The sequence below is a fragment of the Nitrospiraceae bacterium genome (assembly GCA_019637075.1).
Lineage (GTDB): Bacteria > Nitrospirota > Nitrospiria > Nitrospirales > Nitrospiraceae > JAHBWI01.
In genome coordinates this window covers 164,770-183,382 of record JAHBWI010000002.1, presented here as the reverse complement: position 1 = coordinate 183,382, position 18,613 = coordinate 164,770, and the positions used below count along the sequence as shown (strand labels likewise).

The window sequence follows — 18,613 nt, the reverse complement described above, 5'->3', positions numbered from 1 at the left end:
TTGAGGCCAGGGCGGAACCATCTGCTTGATTTGTTGGGAAACGGCCGGAGGCACGCCAGCTCCTACGCAGGCTTCTCGACCAGACACTACAGTTTGAGGTCTTTAGAAGAAGAGGGACGGAAAGGCTACCTGGGAAGACAGCTATCTATCTTTGTTTCCCGCTTTGCTTGTGTCACCGATTGTGGTGTCCCCAACGGGATTCGAACCCGTGTTGCCGGCTTGAAAGGCCGGCGTCCTAGGCCAGGCTAGACGATGGGGACGCGAGGCAGATTCGGCGTAGGGTGAGATTCATACCATAATCCCGGCAGAAGTGTCACTAGGCCTTCTGACCACAATTCCGGGACCCGTCGGTCCGTTGACGGCTTCCAGGCTCGCACAGTACTCTTGCCGCATGGATCCTTTGTTGCATGACCAGTCCGCTAGCCCACTTGGTATGGGTATGCCTGCGCAGCGATTCCCCAGCGATCGGTTCAGCCTTCTCACGTTGGATGATCTCTATCTCTTCAATGAGGGTTCCCATTTTCACCTCTACGACAAGCTTGGCGCGCACCTTATTACGGTGAACGGCGTTGAGGGGACCTATTTCGCCGTCTGGGCACCTGAAGCGGAGAGTGTATCCGTATTCGGTACGTTCAACCACTGGGACCCCAATAGGCATCCGCTCCGTCCGTGTGGGGATTCCGGGATTTGGGAAGGATTTGTTCCAAGTGTGGGGAAAGGGACGCTGTACAAATTTCATATCCGTTCCCGGCATGGGGGAGTTCAGACAATCAAGGCGGACCCCTTTTCACGGTTCAACGAGACTCCTCCAAAGACGGCATCAATCGTGTGGGACCTTCAGTACGCATGGGGCGACCAGGCGTGGATGCAATCACGCGCCCGTCGTAACGCCCTGGATTCACCCATAAGCATCTATGAGCTGCACCTCGGATCATGGATGCGCGTGCCGGGGGAAGGGCATCGCTCACTCAGCTATAGGGAAGTCGCGCCTAAGCTGATTGAATATGTGATGCGCCTCGGGTTCACCCACGTGGAGTTTCTGCCGCTCATGGACCACCCGTTCTTTGGCAGTTGGGGATATCAGACGACCGGGTATTTCGCCCCGTCCGGCTGTTACGGCACTCCGCAAGACTTAATGTATTTGATCGACCAGCTCCATCAGCACGACATCGGTGTGATCTTTGACTGGGTGCCGTCGCATTTCCCGACTGACGAACACGGGTTAAGCCGGTTCGATGGAAGCTACTTGTTCGAGCACGCCGATCCACGACAGGGCTTCCATCCTGATTGGAACACGGCGATCTTCAATTACAGCCGCAATGAAGTCCGAAGTTTTTTGATCAGCAGCGCGCTGTTTTGGATTGAGGAGTACCATATCGACGGCCTTCGAGTGGACGCTGTGGCGTCAATGCTCTACTTGGATTACTCGCGAAAAGAGGGCGAGTGGATTCCCAACCAGTACGGCGGCCGGGAAAATCTTGAAGCGATCGGGTTTATCCGTCGCCTCAACGAAGAGGTTTACCGTCGCCATCCGGACGTGCAGACCATTGCGGAGGAATCCACATCCTGGCCTTCCGTGTCTCGACCGACTTATACAGGCGGGTTGGGGTTCGGCATGAAATGGGACATGGGCTGGATGCACGATACGCTGGAGTATATGGCGCTCGACCCCGTGTACCGCAAGCACCATCACAACAATCTCACCTTCCGCATGTTGTATGCGTTCCATGAAAACTTCGTGCTACCGCTGTCGCATGACGAAGTCGTCCACGGCAAGGGCTCCTTGTTGGGAAAGATGCCCGGCGATGACTGGCAGAAGTTTGCGAACTTGCGAGCGTTGTTCGGCTACATGTTTGCCCAAGCGGCAAAGAAGCTGATTTTTATGGGCGGCGAGATCGGCCAATGGCGGGAGTGGGCTCACGACGACAGCGTCGATTGGAATCTTTTGAATTACCCCCCCCACAGCGGGCTGCAACGCTGGGTTTCGGATCTGAATCGGCTCTATCGGCAAGAACCGGCGCTTCATGTACACGATTTCAATGCGCGCGGGTTCGAGTGGGTGGATTGCCATGATGCCGATGCCGGGGTGATCAGCCTATTGCGGCATGGGCATTCCTCAGACCCCAGCATCCTTGTGGTGTGCAACTTTACGCCGGTCGGACGATTCGATTATCGTATCGGTGTCCCAAACTCAGGATTCTGGACAGAGGTACTCAACAGCGACGCTGTGATTTACGGCGGCACCGGTTTGGGAAACCTTGGGGGAAAGCACTCGCAGGCTCAGCCTGCCCATGGTCGAACTCACTCGCTGTCCCTTACGATTCCGCCGCTTGGTGTGCTCTTTTTCAAGCCGACATCGTAACCTGCAAGCCTCGCCATTTCAGGCACAGCTGCGGTAGGATGTCGTCGACGACAGATCCCCTCATCTCCATGCTCGCACCGACCGGAAGGAGGTCTTCATGGTGATCAGTTCTCGTGCAAGGTCCAATTGGCGTACGGTGTTGGTTTTTGTCGCCGCACTCTTGTTCGTGCAATGCGCGCATGACATTCACGAGCAACGTGCGGCAAGTATCAAGGACCACGTCGAAGCTTTCTATGACCATCTCAAACACGATCGCGTTGCCGCGGCGGTACGGGAGAATGAAGCCATCGAGCATCTCTCCTCCCAACTCGGCGACATCGTGCGGCGGCGGGTGAATCAACCGGGTACGAATCAGATTGATCGGGAGTGGACGGACCTGAGGACGGCCAACGAAACAGCCGCGCAAAATTGGCTGGCGCTGGGCCAATATCTTTCGATCAAGAAACAGTACGCCCAAGCCCGCGCCACTTATCAGCGCGTCGTCGACACGTATAACAATCCGACTGAACGGACCTATCGCGACCAGGCCGAGCGTGCCATCCGAGATTTGGAGATTCTTGATCCAGCCGCCAAGCCCCGCTGACCCTCGATCGAAGACCATGTCTGTTCCAAGAAGAATGCGCAGCTTTCACAGCGCCGCTTTCCTTACGACGACCTTCCTCTTGTTGACGTGCGGATGCGTGCATAAGATCCATGTGCCGTCGGCTCCCGCCGAATCAGCCGGTACGTCGATTCCAGGGACAGTCCAGGTTCGGGTGCCATTTCTGGCGCTGGAAGGTGCCGACCACATGCCCGGTATCGTCTTGTTGAAATGGCCGGCGGCGGACCTGCAGCAAGCGCTGGTGGGCTTCTTCCGAGACAGACGCACCTTCACGGAGACGGGAACAGTTCCGGGGGACTGGCTACTTTCGGTCAAAGGGTGGCTGACCCTGCGAGCGCCCGATCACTATGTGTACCGAATCCATCTGGAAGCCGATCTTTCGCGGCCCGGCCGTTCAGTTCTGAAGACCTATGCAGCAGACGGAGAAGCCGTGGGCGGAACAGTTCGTTGGGTGACTTCTTCTGACGAGGAGCCGATCGTCGCGGCTACGAATCAAGCCATGCGCGAACTCGCCGCCCAGCTCGAAGCAGACAAGGGGAGACTGGTCAATGAGACCGGCCTACGCCAGATTCCGGACAGTAAGCCCTAGTACCTTCCCCTCCAGACCGCTACTTGGCCCGATTCAAAGATCTAACTAGGACAACTCTCAGCAGTTCTACCTGACGGAAAATTCTGACAATCAGCCCACCGCTACGTATTCAATCAGATACGCACAGTATCCCTTCAGATACAATTCGCATGACGGAAGAATTCCGGTTGTGCAGCCAGTTAAGGCTTGTCCTGGGCAATCTGCTCATTTACGGGGATTTCTCATCGCTCTATTCCGCAGCACATCCTCCCGTGTGTTGGCATCCTCTTTGCTGAGCGGATACCGGTTGAGTCGGGCGGTCAACCGCCTTGTACCTCCGGAGTCACCCCGGAATATGATATTGACGGTCATCCCGTCGGCCACAGCAGGTCGGCATGGAGCATGGTGTGCCAAAACGGCTGATTCTGTGCCTCGACGGCTCCTGGGACATGCCTTCCGAGCATTCGACGATTCCTTCTCGATCCGCACTGCTGTCCCTTGACCCAGCCAACGCCACATGTACCAGAGAGAATGTTTCGACCAATGTACGGCGGTTGTACGATTCGATCCTCCCACGTTCACACAATGGCTGGGCACAGACGAAATGGTATGACGATGGAGCCGAACTACCCTGGCTCGGGCGATTTCGGGACGGGACGTTTGGCTATGCCTTGGATCTGCAAGTGCTGCAAAGCTATGCCTATCTCGTCGCGTTGTATGAACCTGGAGACGAAATCTATCTCTACGGCTTTAGTCGTGGGGCCTATGTGGCGAGGACCCTCGTCGGATTGGTGCAGACCTGTGGTCTGATCTCGCCTTCGTTGGTCGAGGCTCAGCGAGTGAATCGTATCAAGGACCTTGCGCTCTCCGGAGCGTCGAACGCTGCAACATCTTATGACCTGACCCGCAGCCTCAGGGACCTGGTGCTCTGTCCGGATGACCACCTGCTCACGGAGGCCTATCGGCTGTATCGTAATCTGGGGCACGATGCCCAGGGGCGGGCGTCTTCCTCGTTTCGTTCGCAAGCCGGCCAACGTGCGGCCATCGCATTTCTCGGCGTGTGGGATACAGTCGGGCCCATGGGGATCCCGACAAAAGCGCTAAAGTACTTGAACGACCATCGCTATAATTTTCACGATACGGACCTGAGTCCGGTGGTCAAGCGTGCCTACCATGCCCTGGCTATCGACGAACATCGCTCCGACTACGACGCCACGCTCTGGACTTCTCGGACCCATGATGGTCAGACCATCGAGCAACGATGGTTTTCGGGCTCGCACGGCGACGTCGGTGGAACCTATCGGGAAAAGGAGCTGTCCGACCTCTCCTTGTCCTGGATTCAACGGCGATCGGTTGAGGCAGGGATCTCCATCGAGGGAACCAATCCAAAATACGAACCAAACCCTCTCGGCCAGCTTCATGATTCGTTTTCGGAAGGTTTCAAAGGGCTGCGGCGATGGATTCATTCCCGTTTTTATCGACCGGTCCTTCAAACTGGAACTGGGACCGAGGTCTTGGATGAATCCGTGCGGATTCGATTGCTGAGAGACTCCAGCTACCGTCCCAATAACGAAGGGCTCAGAGCTGCTATGACGTTCGCCGATCGGCGATGAACGGTCGGAGATAAATTAGGCATCTCCGATTCTCAACAGCCAGACTGATGCGAGGATCAGATGGGCCATGTGTATTGATGTGTGTCCTAGAATGAAGACGCAACTTTCCCCTCAGTAGGGTCCCCAGGGTTTCGCCACGCCAGTCAGTGTATTGCACCTATCCCGGATTCCAGTCTTTCTATCAACTCAGTTGTGCTATCCACGGAGCAGCGGTAGATCGCGGCATGAGCGTTGTCGTGGTTCGTGAGAGTGATTACCCCTAAGGAGAAGCATGCCCACCGTAGATCAGGATACGCCCGTCCACTGAGGAATGGCGTTTCATCACTGCTCGTCCTACCATCGCTTTGCTCTTGAGGGCTAGCCCAATAGGCAATTTTGTAAATGCCTTGCTTAGGCGGCATGTCAGGCTAGGGCGCTCTTCATCAAAAACATACACACCGAAGAGGAGAAGGCGATGGCGGAGGTTTCTGAGTCACATCAAGCGGAGCATCGAGCACCGGTGGTTTCTGTTCAATTGAAATCTTCCAGCAATCATGCCAGCCCGGTGTTGGCCAACCTTACGAGTGTCAGCATTGCGCAGGGGCTAGCGCATGTGGAATTCGCGTTTGTCGAGCCGTCGGTGCTCGCCACCATTGCACAAGGACGGGACAAGGGTGTTCGACCTCCGAAGGAAGTTCCCGGTGTGCTTGCTACACGACTGGTCTTGCCGATTGAAGCAGCCCTCCACCTTCAGCAGCAACTGACTCAACTGCTCAGGCAATTGAGCGCTAAGAGCCAGCCAGATTGTAATCAACTCCATACCCGGTAACGAGTGATGACGATGGATAATACTTCCAACCAGGCAGGCCTGTCTGAACATGATTCTGGGCTTGTATGTCTTCTCTTACTTGCCCATTTCCACAGTCTGCCTGCTGAAGGTGGACAACTGCGACATCAATTCGGTAAGGCGGGACAGCTGTTCGATGCCAACGCTCTGCTTCGGGCAGCCAAGCACCTCGGGTTGAAGGCGGGGTCCCGGAGCGTTGCATTGGCTGATCTGGACAAGGCTCCTCTGCCGGCGATCGCCTGCATGCATAAAGGCCGATTTGTCGTGTTGGCCAAGGTCGAAGGGGACAAGCTCCTGATTCACGATCCACTCCACTCTTATCCACTAGTTCAATCACGCGAGGACTTCATTCAGAATTGGGCAGGTGACCTCATACTCGTAACCAAGCGCGCAGGTCTTCGGCCGGAGGAGATTCCCTTCAACCTTGCTTGGTTCATTCCTGCCTTGTTCAAGTATCGTCGCTTACTTGGGGAGGTTCTGATTGCGTCCCTCTTTATCCAAATGTTCGCTCTTCTCACGCCACTGTTTACCCAAGTGGTCATTGACAAGGTATTGGTCCACAAGGGCTTTACCACCCTTCATGTCCTTGCGGTCGGCATGCTGGCTCTTGCGATCTTTGAGGCGGTCCTGAGCGGACTCCGAACCTACCTCTTTGCCCACACCACGAACCGCATCGATGTTGGACTGGGAGCACAACTCTTTCGACACTTGCTGGCTCTACCGCTCGCCTATTTTGAAGCCCGACGTGTCGGCGATACGGTTGCTCGTGTTCGCGAGTTGGAACATATTCGCCAGTTCCTGACTAGCAACAGTGTGACTGTGGTGCTTGATCTCTTGTTCACTGTCGTGTTCCTCGCGGTCATGTGGGTCTATAGTCCCACGCTCACGCTCGTTGTCATCGCGTCGCTTCCGTTGTACGCGATCCTGTCTTTTTTCATTACACCGATCATCAGGATCCGTCTCAATGACAAGTTCAATCGCGGCGCCGAGAACCAAGCGTTTCTTGTGGAAGCCGTCTCTGGCATTCAAACCGTCAAGGCTATGGCGCTGGAACCACCTCTGCAGCGGCGATGGGAAGAGCAGCTTGCCGGTTATGTGACGGCCAGTTTCAAAGCCACAAGCCTAATCACCATCGCGAGCCAGATCGCATCGCTCGTACAAAAGATTACCACCCTCGCGTTACTCTGGTTCGGTGCCTATCTGGTCATCGGAGGGGATCTCAGCATCGGCCAATTGATCGCCTTCAACATGTTGGCAGGGCAGGTGACCGGGCCGCTTCTCCGATTGGTCAATCTTTGGCAGGAATTCCAACAGGTGGGGATCTCGATCCAGCGACTGGGGGATGTGCTTAACACAAGGCCAGAGCCAGCCTACAACCCGAGCCGAACGACTCTACCGCAAATCGCCGGGCAGATTACCTTCGATGACGTCACGTTTCGCTACCGACCTGATGGAAGGGAGGTCCTTCGCCGGGTGTCATTGGTCATTCAGCCTGGCCAGGTCATTGGAATCGTCGGTCGATCTGGTTCCGGGAAAAGTACGATGACCAAGCTCATTCAGCGGCTGTATGTGCCGGAAGCGGGACGTGTGGTAGTCGATGGGGTTGACCTTGCGCAGGTAGATCCGGCTTGGCTACGGCGGCAGATCGGTGTCGTGCTTCAGGAGAACTTTCTGTTCAATCGTTCCGTTCGGGACAATATTGCGTTGACGGATCCAGGTCTGTCTATGGATCGGGTCATCGCAGCTGCGAAGTTGGCTGGTGCACATGAATTCATCCTTGAGCTTCCGGACGGTTATGACACCATTGTTGGAGAATATGGTTGTTCTCTCTCGGGCGGTCAGCGGCAACGCATTGCTATCGCCCGTGCTCTGGTCGCCAATCCACGAATCTTGATTTTTGATGAGGCTTCCAGCGCGCTGGACTATGAATCCGAAGCCATTATCCAACGAAACATGGCCCAGATCTGCAAGGGACGGACGGTGATTATTATCGCCCATCGGTTAAGTACTGTCAGGCCTGCACACCGCCTGTATGTCATCGACCAAGGTCAACTGGTGGAGCAAGGGACGCATGATGAGCTGTTGAAGAGAAATGGCATGTATGTGCGACTGCATCAGCATCAGGAGGGCCGAGCGGCGTGACCCTACAGACCTTTAAACAACATCTGAGGTTGTGGCGAACTGCGGCGCAGACCGATGGTCGGCAACCTCTAAGCATCGGTCCTTCTTATGCAACGGTAGAGTTTCTTCCGGCGGTTCTGGAGGTGCAGGAGGCGCCACCTTCCCCTGTCGGTCGGAGCATTCTCTGGATGATCATTCTGGTGTTCGTCTCGGCAGTCCTATGGTCTTCGTTCAGTTCTATCGACATCGTGGCGATTGCACCGGGAAAGATCATCCCAAATGGGCATTCCAAGACGATTCAGCCCTATGAGACCGGTGTCGTAGCAGCCATTCATGTGCAGGATGGGCAAGTTGTCAGGCAGGGCGAGGTGTTGATTGAGTTAGACGCTACCCAGAACGGAGCTGATCGTGACCGTGCCACCATTGAATATCGTGCGGCACTGGTCGAGGCCGCACGGTTGCGTGCTCTTATTGCCGGTGAGGGAAGGTTCATAGCCCCGCCTGAGAGTGATCCCCAGTTGGTGCTCCTACAGCAGCAGTTGTTGCGTGACCAATTGGCGGAGTTTGGTGCGCGAGTGGATGCGGCGCGACATTTGATCGATCAGCGGAAGGCGGCCGTCGAGGCAACCAATGACAACATTCGACGTTTGGAAGTGACGGTCCCGATGGAAATAGAACGAGCGACGGCATACAGGAAGTTGCTCGATCAGCAGTTCGTGTCTAAGATGGACTATCTCCAAATCGAACAACAGCGCATCGATAGGGCTCAGGAACTGGCAGGGCAACGGAGCAAGTTGCGGCAGGACCAAGCTGCGCTTGCCGAATCGGAGAAGACCTATCACGCCCTCATCTCAGAATTTCAGCAAATCAAACAGGCGGAACTGTCCTCGACGGAAACCAAGGCTGCGTCGTTGTTGCAGGATGTTCGCAAGGCCGAGCAGAAGACTGCATTGCAGCGGCTGGTCGCACCGGTAGATGGGGTGGTCCAGCAACTCGCCATTCATACCGTCGGTGGAGTCGTAGCACCGGCGCAGCCGCTCCTCGTTCTCGTGCCTCAGGACCACCCGGTTGAAGTCGAGGCCCAGCTTGAAAACAAAGACATTGGCTTCGTCAGAGAAGGTCAGCCGGTGGAGATCAAGGTCGAAACCTTTCCATTTACCTTGTATGGCACCATCCCAGGGAAAGTCTTGACCGTATCCGACGATGCCGTGCCACTCGATAAGGACAAGGGCGGATTGGTTTACGCGAGTCGGGTCAGCATGGACCGTTCGACTGTGATGGCTGAAGGAAAGCAGATACATCTCTCCCCCGGCATGGCAGTGACGGTGGAAATCAAAACCGGCCAACGGCGAGTGATCGAGTATCTGCTCAGCCCCCTCCTGAAGTCAGCGCAAGAAAGCATGAGGGAGCGGTAACAAAGAAGACATGGAGATGATGCAACAAGTTTTCACGGAAGAGGATTGGCCATGAAGCGGTACTTGGGACGTATTCTGATTGCGATCATTTGTGCTGGTGTTTTGATGGAAAGCCTTGTGAGCGACAGCAATGCGAGATTGTTCGCCAAGGAAGAGACGCCAGGGGAACGATTCCGGAAAGCGCTCGAAAAGATCAAGGCCAATTGTGAAGGCAGAAAGTTAGCCAGAGGTGAGGTCTGCGGAGAGGTTGCCAAGCTGAAGCCGGCGGATCCCTTGGCAACGGAAGAAGGTCGATTTGCACATTCGATTAAGATCCCCAACCCGGTTCCGGAAGACAGCGGCTACAAGCCGGGCATGACACCCGAGCAGTACTTTGAACATCTCTGCAAGACCGAAGCGGGGGAATTCATCTACAAGACGGTGGAGAACGTAGAAGGGCTCCTCATGATGCGGCCACGAAAGGAAGCCACAGATTGGGAGCTTGAGCATTTGTATGCGCTTGAGGATCCATACGGGCAGGTTATGGGAGAGGACCATCTTGCCCAAGATGCCTATGTGCAGCCGGCCATTGGAAAGTATCGCTACCTGGAATTGCCGATTTTGGAGGGAGACAAAATCGGGAACAAGTATACGCGCTTTTATCGCAGTGACAGTGCTCACTCAATCCAGAAATTTCAGACTGTCATCAACGGAAAATTCGTTATGGTTCCTTATTTGGTGACTGAAGCACATGTTCCCATACGCAAGAGTCGCTACGGCTATACGTGGCGGGGAGTCAGGCGCCCTCATGACCGTGAGCTTGGGATTGTCGGTGGCGAACTGATCATTCTCGACTTAGAGACAAATGAGGTTATTGCGGTTCGGCGCGGCTACCTCCGGAGTGGATGGATGAAGAATCTCACCGGTATTTGGTGGTTGAAGGGGCAGGCGTGTCCAAAGACCGGTGGCAAGAGAGAGCATCTGTTCGTAAAAGAGGTGCTCAAACCTCTGCCAGAATTATCCTTGGGTAAGGAGAAATAGCATGGCGCCAATCAGCACGTGGCTTCGATTCGCATTGCAGCAAACGGCCGCAGAATCGTATTTAGACCGATTCCAGAGTGGGGAACTGTTTTTATCGCAGGCACTTCAGTTGGGCAACAATAGCCAAACTGGGGAGCTATTCTCAGATCCTACCTTGCCTGGAAAGACCCGAATGACCACTCAGCAGGCTGCTGATTTCGCTATTAACTACCAAATCGTCGACCACCATGCCAGCGACGCCACGGGGTTCAGCGCGACGCTCACTAAGGATTTGAGTGATCCCACGGGAAAAACCTTCACGCTTTCGTTCCGCAGTCTTGAATACCAGAATCAAGTTAATGGTGGAGACTGGGAGCGGGATGGCATAGCAGGGGCCGCTGGAGAACTTTCATTCACTGGGTTTGCGTTGGCCCAACTTGTAAGCATGGAACGCTATTATCGAGAATTAAAGGCCGATCCCAACAAGCTTCCTCCGGGAGCGGTGTTGAATGTTACGGGGTATTCTCTGGGCGGGCATCTCGCAACCATTTTTACTGAGTTGCACTACGACGACCCCGCAGTGGCTTTTGGACATACCTACATCTTCAATGGTGCCGGGCGCGGCGGTATCACAGGAGGGACGGCGGGCCTCTCAGAGGCTGAACGTATTCGCGAAATGTTGCAAGCTGCCGAAGCTCGGCTAACGGCGATAGCTGCTTCGTGGTTTGTCACAGGCAATCCAGCAAACGTTTACGACGATCCAGCCTACAAGCAGGTTCGAGCCGACATTATTCGTGGGTTCAGTACGACGAATTCGGTTGTGCCGCCTGGACAAATTGGGATAGGGCCTGCATTCGATAGGATTAGTCAGATAGTAGGGCATGGGAGTGGTGGATTGGATGCGGAGTTCGTTGCCAATTCAGGAATTCATGCGAACCCTGTCACGGTGCTGGTTGAGACCCAGCCCCTTTACGAGGGACGAGACCTGCAGGGCCAACTGCAATATGGAAACAGCCACAGCCTTACTTTGCTAGTTGACTCCCTCGCACTTCAAGAGCTGTTCTTGAAAGTCGATCCCACCCTAACTCAGTCTAAGATCGAAGATATCTTCAAAGCCGTATCGGATCAAAAGGCGGATACCACTTCGCTGCCGGGGATAAGTCCACTCGCGGAAGGCGATACGCTGGAAAGAGCCCTCGATACACTCCGACGAGTTTTTCTTGGTGGCGTGGTTGATACGCCGTTCGGGCGGGAGCCGGGTGATTTCGGAAACCTCACGAACCGCAATCAGTTTTATCAAAACGTTCAGCAGGTCAAGGATGTATTGGGGAACACTAGCTATCGAATTGATTCGCTGGTGGATCAATCTCCCGAATCCATTGCCCTAACTGCCCAGCAAGATGGCCCCAACGATGCCACTGGCATCGCCTATCGATATGCCTTATGGCAATTGAATCCTTTTGCGGTGAGGGGAGTTGATAAGGACAGTTCACAGGCGATCTACAGCCGCTACAATGAGACCGGTGAACTGGCACTTTTGAACCCAGCTACCGGTTTTGGCGAGCTTACAGCGCAGTACCTCCGTGATCGTGCAGACTTTCTATTCAGAAAGATTGAAACCAACAGTAGCCCCCTTGGTCAGCCTTCATTGACTCACTACCAAGATGTTCCGTCGTCATATGAGCTTGGCTCCGCGACTGCTCCCCTGCCGCAAGTCATCTTTGGGGATGGAACCAATGAAACAATTAGCGGGAGTCTCTTTTTTGAAGACCATCTCTACGGTGGCAGAGGGGACGATAGGCTGTTGGGTTTGGGCGGACGGGATTATCTCGAGGGCAATCAGGGCGATGATATTCTAGACGGCGGAATGGGTGTTGACACCATGCTGGGTGGGCAAGGCAACGACACCTACATCGTTGATAACACCGGCGATGTTGTTCGTGAATATACTAGCAGCGGCATCGACGAAGTCAAAGCCTCCGTCACATTTGCCCTTGATTCTCAAGTTGAGAATCTCACAATCACCGGAATGAGCACAGCAAACGGCTTGGGCAATGAACTAGGGAACGTCATTACTGGGAATAGCGCGAGGAACATCCTAACTGGACTCGGCGGCCAGGACCATCTTATAGGCAACGGCGGCAACGATATTCTTATAGGTGGCGCCGGCGACAACGACCTGCTCGAAGGAGGCGAGGGGTTTGACACTTACGTTTATCATTCGGGGGATGGTCTCGATCGCATTGAGGACAGTGACGCCAAAGGACAGATCATCTTCGATCAACAATTGCTTCTAGGCGGTATCCACCGCGTGGGGGATGTCTCCAACATGTATGTCAGTCTGGATGGGAAGACGACATATATGATGGTCAATACTGATCTGCTCGTCAATAGCCAGCTCATCGTGAACGAAAATTTCGAGAGCGGCCAGATGGGCATCCAATTGCGTGATCTCTCATCGCTGCCGGATGGTGTCCAGGCGACCACGTCATTCGTCGGAAGCTTCTCGGGTGATATTCAGGATAACTATCTCTCGGATGGGTTGGTTCCGCTATCCAATGATGTGCTGCACGGGTTTGAGGGACGGGACATTCTAGAGGCCGGGAATGGAGATGACGCCCTCTATGGCGATGCCGGCGATGATCTGTTGTTGGACTGGAGTGTCGGCGCGCCGACTCCCTGGAGTGATCTCTTTGATGGGGGAGCAGGGAACGACTATCTGGGGGCCGGACTTGGCGACGACATTCTCAGAGGCGGGGATGGCAATGACGTGCTCCTCGGCGGGCGCTTTACTGAAGTGATTGATGAGACAGGGCGTGACTACTTGGATGGTGGAGCTGGAAGTGACTACCTTTGGGGCTCGATGGCGAACGACGTGCTCCTGGGAGGAGATGACGGCGACATCCTGCGGGGCGACAATTTGCCCGGCGATGTTCCGACCTATGAATTCATTCCCGGTGGTTATCGACTGGTCGGTCCGCCGACTCCCACCGCATTTGTGGTGAGCGCCACCGGCGGCGACGATTATCTTGACGGCGGATCCGGGAATGACTTGTTAGTGGGGGATGGCGGCAACGATGTGTTAATTGGAGGGATCGGTGACGATACTCTCTATGGGGAGTCAGATTTCACCCAAACAATAGGCGGCAACGACTGGTTGGAGGGGGGAGCCGGAGCTGATCGTCTTTATGGGGGTGCAGGTGCTGACCTTCTGTCTGGTGGAGAAGGTGATGATTTGCTCGTCGGAGATTTTTCGAGCGATCCCGGGGCAGCAGATATTCTCGATGGAGGAGCGGGAGCCGATGAACTCCAAGGTGGGGGTGGAGACGACATTCTCTACGGAGGCACAGGGGCAGACCGGCTCGCGGGTTTCGCCGGAGATGACCTGCTCGACGGCGGGGCGGATAATGACGAACTCCAGGGTGGTTTGGGCCTCGACACGTTATGGGGCGGCACTGGCGACGACCGACTTACCGGCCAGGAAGGCAATGACAGTCTGTTCGGTGATGAGGGGGCTGACTTGTTGCTCGGGGATGTGGGCAACGATGCCTTGTTGGGTGGAGAGGGTAGCGACGAGCTCTTTGGGCAGGATGGCGACGACCTGTTAACAGGTGACGGAGGTGATGATCTTCTCAACGGTGGCATAGGGAACGATGAACTGGATGGCGGAGACGGGGCAGATGACCTTCAGGGGCGTGAAGGCGACGATCTGATCACTGGCGGGTCGGGAAACGATTTTCTTTATGGGGACGGCAACGATCCGACCTCCTTGAATCTCATAGGGGGCCAGGATCGTCTCGATGGCGAAGAGGGCGACGATCAACTCTGGGGTGGGGCTGGACACGACCAGTTGTTTGGTGGCGAAGGCGCGGATCAGTTGGTCGGTGATGTCGGAGATGACGTGTTATTCGGCGAGGCTGGCAATGATTTGCTCTTGGGCGATTCGCCACTTTTCCCGAGCCAGGCTGGTGCAGATAGTTTAGATGGAGGCGACGGCGACGATCTGCTTCAAGGCGGGGCCGGAGATGACCATCTCGAGGGTGGAGATGGTGATGACGTACTCTTCGGTGGGCTGAGCGACGTTCCTGGCGTCAGCTCAGCGGATGATGAGCTGCACGGAGGAACCGGTAACGACCAGCTGATCGGCGGTGATGGTCGCGATACGTATCGGTTCAATCTCGGCGACGGGATCGATACGATTGTGGATGCGTCGGGAGAGGGCAACCGTCTGGTATTTGGAGCTGGGATTACTGCTGACTCTCTGCGCTTGGACGCGGCTGCTGGTGATGCCCTCGTCGTGCGCGTCGCCAATACCGGCGATGCGGTGCAAATATTAGGATTCGGGCTAAGTTTGCCGGAAATCGATCATTCGATCCGCCAATTTGAGTTCGCCGACGGAACGGTACTGACAGACAGTCAACTGCTTACCCGAGGATTTTGGTTGGCTGCTCCGGCAACCGGAGGCATGTTGGTTGGAACTGCCTACTCGGATCATATGGAAGGCAGCCTATTTAGCGATGAGCTTTCTGGGGGGGATGGGAATGATGTCTTATTGGGGGGAGCTGGCGATGATACGTTAGCAGGAGGTGGTGGCAACGATGAGTTAGACGGCGGCGCCGGGAACGATAGATTATTCGGGAATGCTGGAAATAATGTGTTGCGCGGCGGGGATGGAAACGATGTCTTGGAGTCGACAGGAGTGGGCGATCAGCTCCTCGGTGGCATGGGCGATGATCAGTATCATTTCCGATCGGGCTCACCGGTCATAGTCGAGGAAATCAATGCGGGTACAGACACGATTTATCTCGTGCCGACCGAGTCGCTGACCTTTTACGCCCCAGAGAATGTTGAAAGCATCAGAATTGAAGAGGACGTGTTCCTCGATCCTGCCTCGCAAGTGAACTTGGTTGGGAATACTTTGGATAATGTATTGTCCGGTTCCCATCGGCTCGACGGGCAGGCGGGAAATGACATGCTGATTGGGCTCGGAGACAATACGTTTGTGTTCGGCCATGGCTATGGACAGGATACCGTGCAGACTGGCACGCAATGGTATGCCCGCACAGGTCTCGATCAAGTGGAATTTCTGTCGGATCTTACACCGGCCGATCTCGTGCTGGAGAACCATGCCAACGATCTTGTCATCAAGATCAACGGCACCGATGATCAATTGACGGTGCAGTCCTACTTTATTTCGCCGAGCACTAGCGTGGATCAGTTTGTGTTTGCGAACGGCACGGTCTGGGGGCTTCCCGAGATCGAGAGCCGCGTACGGACTTTTGTCGGCAGCGAGGCAAGTGAGTCCTTGTTTGGCTCCATCAACGACGACACCCTCCTGGGTCTCGGCGGGAACGATCAAATCCGGGCTTCATTGGGGAATGATACGCTCCAAGGCGGAATGGGCAATGACTTCTTGGAGGGGTTTAGTGGGAACGATGTCTATGTTTTTGGGTTGGGAGACGGACAGGATTTCATAGATGAACAAGGTGATGCCTCCGATGTAGATACCCTGCAACTTGTGGAGGGAATCACCCAGGCCGATGTCAGACTGCACGCAACGCCCGATTTTGGTAGCGATGCCATTCTGACAATCAATTCGACAACTGATCAAGTGACACTCGGCGGGTTTTTCTCGTTTGATTCGCTACGCGTAGATCGCATCCAATTCAGCGATGGGACGATATGGGACTACAGCGCTATGCTTGCGCACACGGAAGGTGTGACGCTTGTAGGAACGGAAGACGCCGATTTTCTGTATGGCAATGTCACCAGCGATACATTGTCAGGTCTCGGAGGCGATGATAGCCTGACCGGCGGAGCCGGCAACGATATGCTCGATGGTGGAATCGGTGTCGACAGCATGGCTGGCGGAGCCGGCAACGATGTATATGTCGTAGACGACACCGGAGACATGATCACTGAACTGACGGGGCAAGGAATCGATACGGTCCAAAGTGGCATTACGTACACACTTGGCACGAATCTCGAGTACCTGACGTTGATTGGGACAGCCGCTATTAATGGCACCGGCAACGCGGGGAACAACATCCTCACCGGTAACATTGCTGCGAACGTGCTCACTGGAGGTGCTGGAAACGACACCTATGTTGTCGGGGCTGGGGATACCGTCGTTGAACAGGCCAGTGCTGGAACAGATACCATCCAGAGTTCTGTGTCCTGGTCCCTTGGCCTCAATGTGGAAAACCTGACATTGACCGGCACGTCGGCGATCAATGGCACCGGCAATACACTTAACAATGCGCTCATCGGCAATAGTGGCAACAATATTCTCGATGGAGGTGCGGGCATCGATGCGACGGCCGGCGGACCGGGAGACGACACGTATATCATAGATAACACCGGGGATACGATTACCGAAAGCGCCAATGAAGGCATCGATTCCGTAAAAAGTTCGGTGACCTATACGCTCGGGGCCAATCTGGAAACTCTCACTCTGACCGGTACGACTGTCATTAATGGCACCGGCAATGCTCTGAACAATATTTTGACCGGCAACAGTGCTGCCAATGTCCTGAACGGTGGGGGTGGTGCAGATACGATGGCTGGCGGAGCAGGCAATGACACCTATGTCGTGGATCATATCGGAGACGTGGTGAATGAAATCTTCGGGGGAGGAACGGACCTTGTGCAGAGCTCTGTCACCTTTACGCTAGGAGCGGAGATAGAGAACCTGAGTCTTACCGGTACCTTGGCAATCAATGGCACGGGCAATGCGCTGAACAATACCCTCGCCGGGAATTCTGGCAATAATATCCTTGATGGAGGTGCAGGCGCAGACTCAATGACCGGTGGAATGGGCAACGACATCTATATTGTGGACAATGCCGGCGATGCCGTGACGGAGGCTGCGAGTGCAGGAACCGATACTGTGCAGAGCAGCGTCACGTATACGTTGGGTGCGAATCTTGAGAATCTGACGCTGACCGGCACTGGGGGTATTAATGGAACTGGCAATACCCTCAACAACACACTACTCGGCAACAATGCTGGGAATACTCTCAATGGTGGATCGGGTGTCGATGTGATGTCAGGCGGAGCGGGAGACGATATCTACGTCGTCGACAACGCGGCAGATATCGTGACTGAAAACGGTAATGAGGGGGCTGACACAGTCCAAAGTTCAGTCACGTACACGTTAGGCGTGAATGTCGAAAATCTCGTCTTGACCGGCACGACTGCAATCAATGCTACCGGCAACGTATTGGATAACATGCTGATCGGTAACAGTGCGGTCAATGTGCTTGCGGGCGGGGCCGGAAATGATACCTATGTCGTTGGCAGTGGTGACACGGTGACCGAACAGGCCAACGCGGGCATCGATACCCTCCAAAGTTCCGTTACCTGGACCTTGGGTGCGAATATCGAGAACCTTGTGCTCACGGGAACCGCCGCGATCAATGGTACGGGCAACATTCTGGATAATCTGTTGGTCGGCAACAGCGCGGTGAATGTGCTCACCGGAGGTGCCGGCAATGATACCTATGTGGTGGGAGCCGGTGACTCGATCGTCGAAAATGCGAGTGCGGGCACGGATACGGTGCAGAGCTCCATTTCGTGGACGTTGGGTGCCAATTTAGAAAACCTAACCTTGATCGGTACGGTGGCAATCAATGGAACCGGCAATGCTCTGAACAATACGATGGGTGGGAATGCGGCGAATAATTTATTGACCGGGCTTGGAGGCAACGACACGTATCTTTTTAGCCGAGGAGGCGGGCAGGACACGGTTGTAGACAATGGAGGTGCGGCCGACAGCGTCCTCTTCAATACAACTATCAACCCCCTAGACCTTGTGTTGAGTCAGCAAGCCAACGACCTGCGACTGTCGGTCTATAGTACCAGTGACCAACTTACAATCAAGGACTGGTATTTGGGAAATGCGAACCAGACGGAGGTGATTCAGGCAGGGAACGGCCAGCAACTCCAAAATACACAGGTCAATCAACTGATTCAGGCCATGGCTGGGTTTACACAACAAACTGGGCTCAGCTGGGACCAGGCGATTGCCCAGCGGCCGCAGGAGGTGCAGGCCATCCTGGCCGCCAACTGGCACTGACCCTTCAAGAGCGTATCTTCGGAGTTCCTCG

Annotated in this window: 9 protein-coding genes and 1 tRNA gene; 9 read left to right on the top strand and 1 reads right to left on the bottom strand. The window is 55.0% G+C overall.

All coding sequences use genetic code 11. From position 1 onward, the window contains the following. Positions 1–182: 182 nt before the first annotated feature. A tRNA-Glu gene (locus tag KF814_05080) sits at positions 183–260 on the bottom strand. Between the two features lie 179 nt (positions 261–439). On the opposite strand from KF814_05080, the gene glgB reads away from it, so the two are divergent. The 9 genes from glgB (at position 440) to KF814_05035 (ending at position 18,582) form a co-directional block, all read left to right on the top strand. Beyond that, positions 440–2,362 carry a 1,4-alpha-glucan branching protein GlgB gene (gene glgB / locus KF814_05075; GenBank protein MBX3235503.1) on the top strand — a complete coding sequence of 641 codons (1,923 nt, stop codon included), beginning with the start codon at positions 440–442 and terminating at the stop codon, positions 2,360–2,362. A gap of 97 nt (positions 2,363–2,459) precedes the next feature. Next, positions 2,460–2,945 (top strand): hypothetical protein, encoded by a 486-nt coding sequence (locus KF814_05070; GenBank protein MBX3235502.1) that lies wholly within the window; start codon positions 2,460–2,462, stop codon positions 2,943–2,945. A 97-nt stretch (positions 2,946–3,042) separates the two neighbouring features. Continuing rightward, positions 3,043–3,552, top strand: coding sequence for a hypothetical protein (locus KF814_05065; GenBank protein MBX3235501.1), 510 nt, complete (start codon positions 3,043–3,045; stop codon positions 3,550–3,552). A gap of 386 nt (positions 3,553–3,938) precedes the next feature. After that, a complete protein-coding gene (locus KF814_05060; GenBank protein ID MBX3235500.1) occupies positions 3,939–5,144 on the top strand; it encodes a DUF2235 domain-containing protein in 1,206 nt (401 codons plus the stop codon). A 454-nt stretch (positions 5,145–5,598) separates the two neighbouring features. Next, positions 5,599–5,952, top strand: a complete 354-nt coding sequence (locus KF814_05055) for a hypothetical protein (GenBank protein ID MBX3235499.1) — start codon at positions 5,599–5,601, stop codon at positions 5,950–5,952. A gap of 12 nt (positions 5,953–5,964) precedes the next feature. After that, positions 5,965–8,112, top strand: coding sequence for a type I secretion system permease/ATPase (locus KF814_05050; protein MBX3235498.1), 2,148 nt, complete (start codon positions 5,965–5,967; stop codon positions 8,110–8,112). A 167-nt stretch (positions 8,113–8,279) separates the two neighbouring features. Then, entirely contained in the window at positions 8,280–9,506 is a 1,227-nt protein-coding gene (locus KF814_05045) for an HlyD family type I secretion periplasmic adaptor subunit (GenBank protein ID MBX3235497.1), read from the top strand. A gap of 51 nt (positions 9,507–9,557) precedes the next feature. Continuing rightward, entirely contained in the window at positions 9,558–10,526 is a 969-nt protein-coding gene (locus KF814_05040; protein ID MBX3235496.1) for a hypothetical protein, read from the top strand. A 1-nt stretch (position 10,527) separates the two neighbouring features. Beyond that, complete coding sequence (locus KF814_05035) at positions 10,528–18,582, top strand: hypothetical protein (protein ID MBX3235495.1); 8,055 nt, start codon at positions 10,528–10,530, stop codon at positions 18,580–18,582. Positions 18,583–18,613 lie beyond the last annotated feature (31 nt).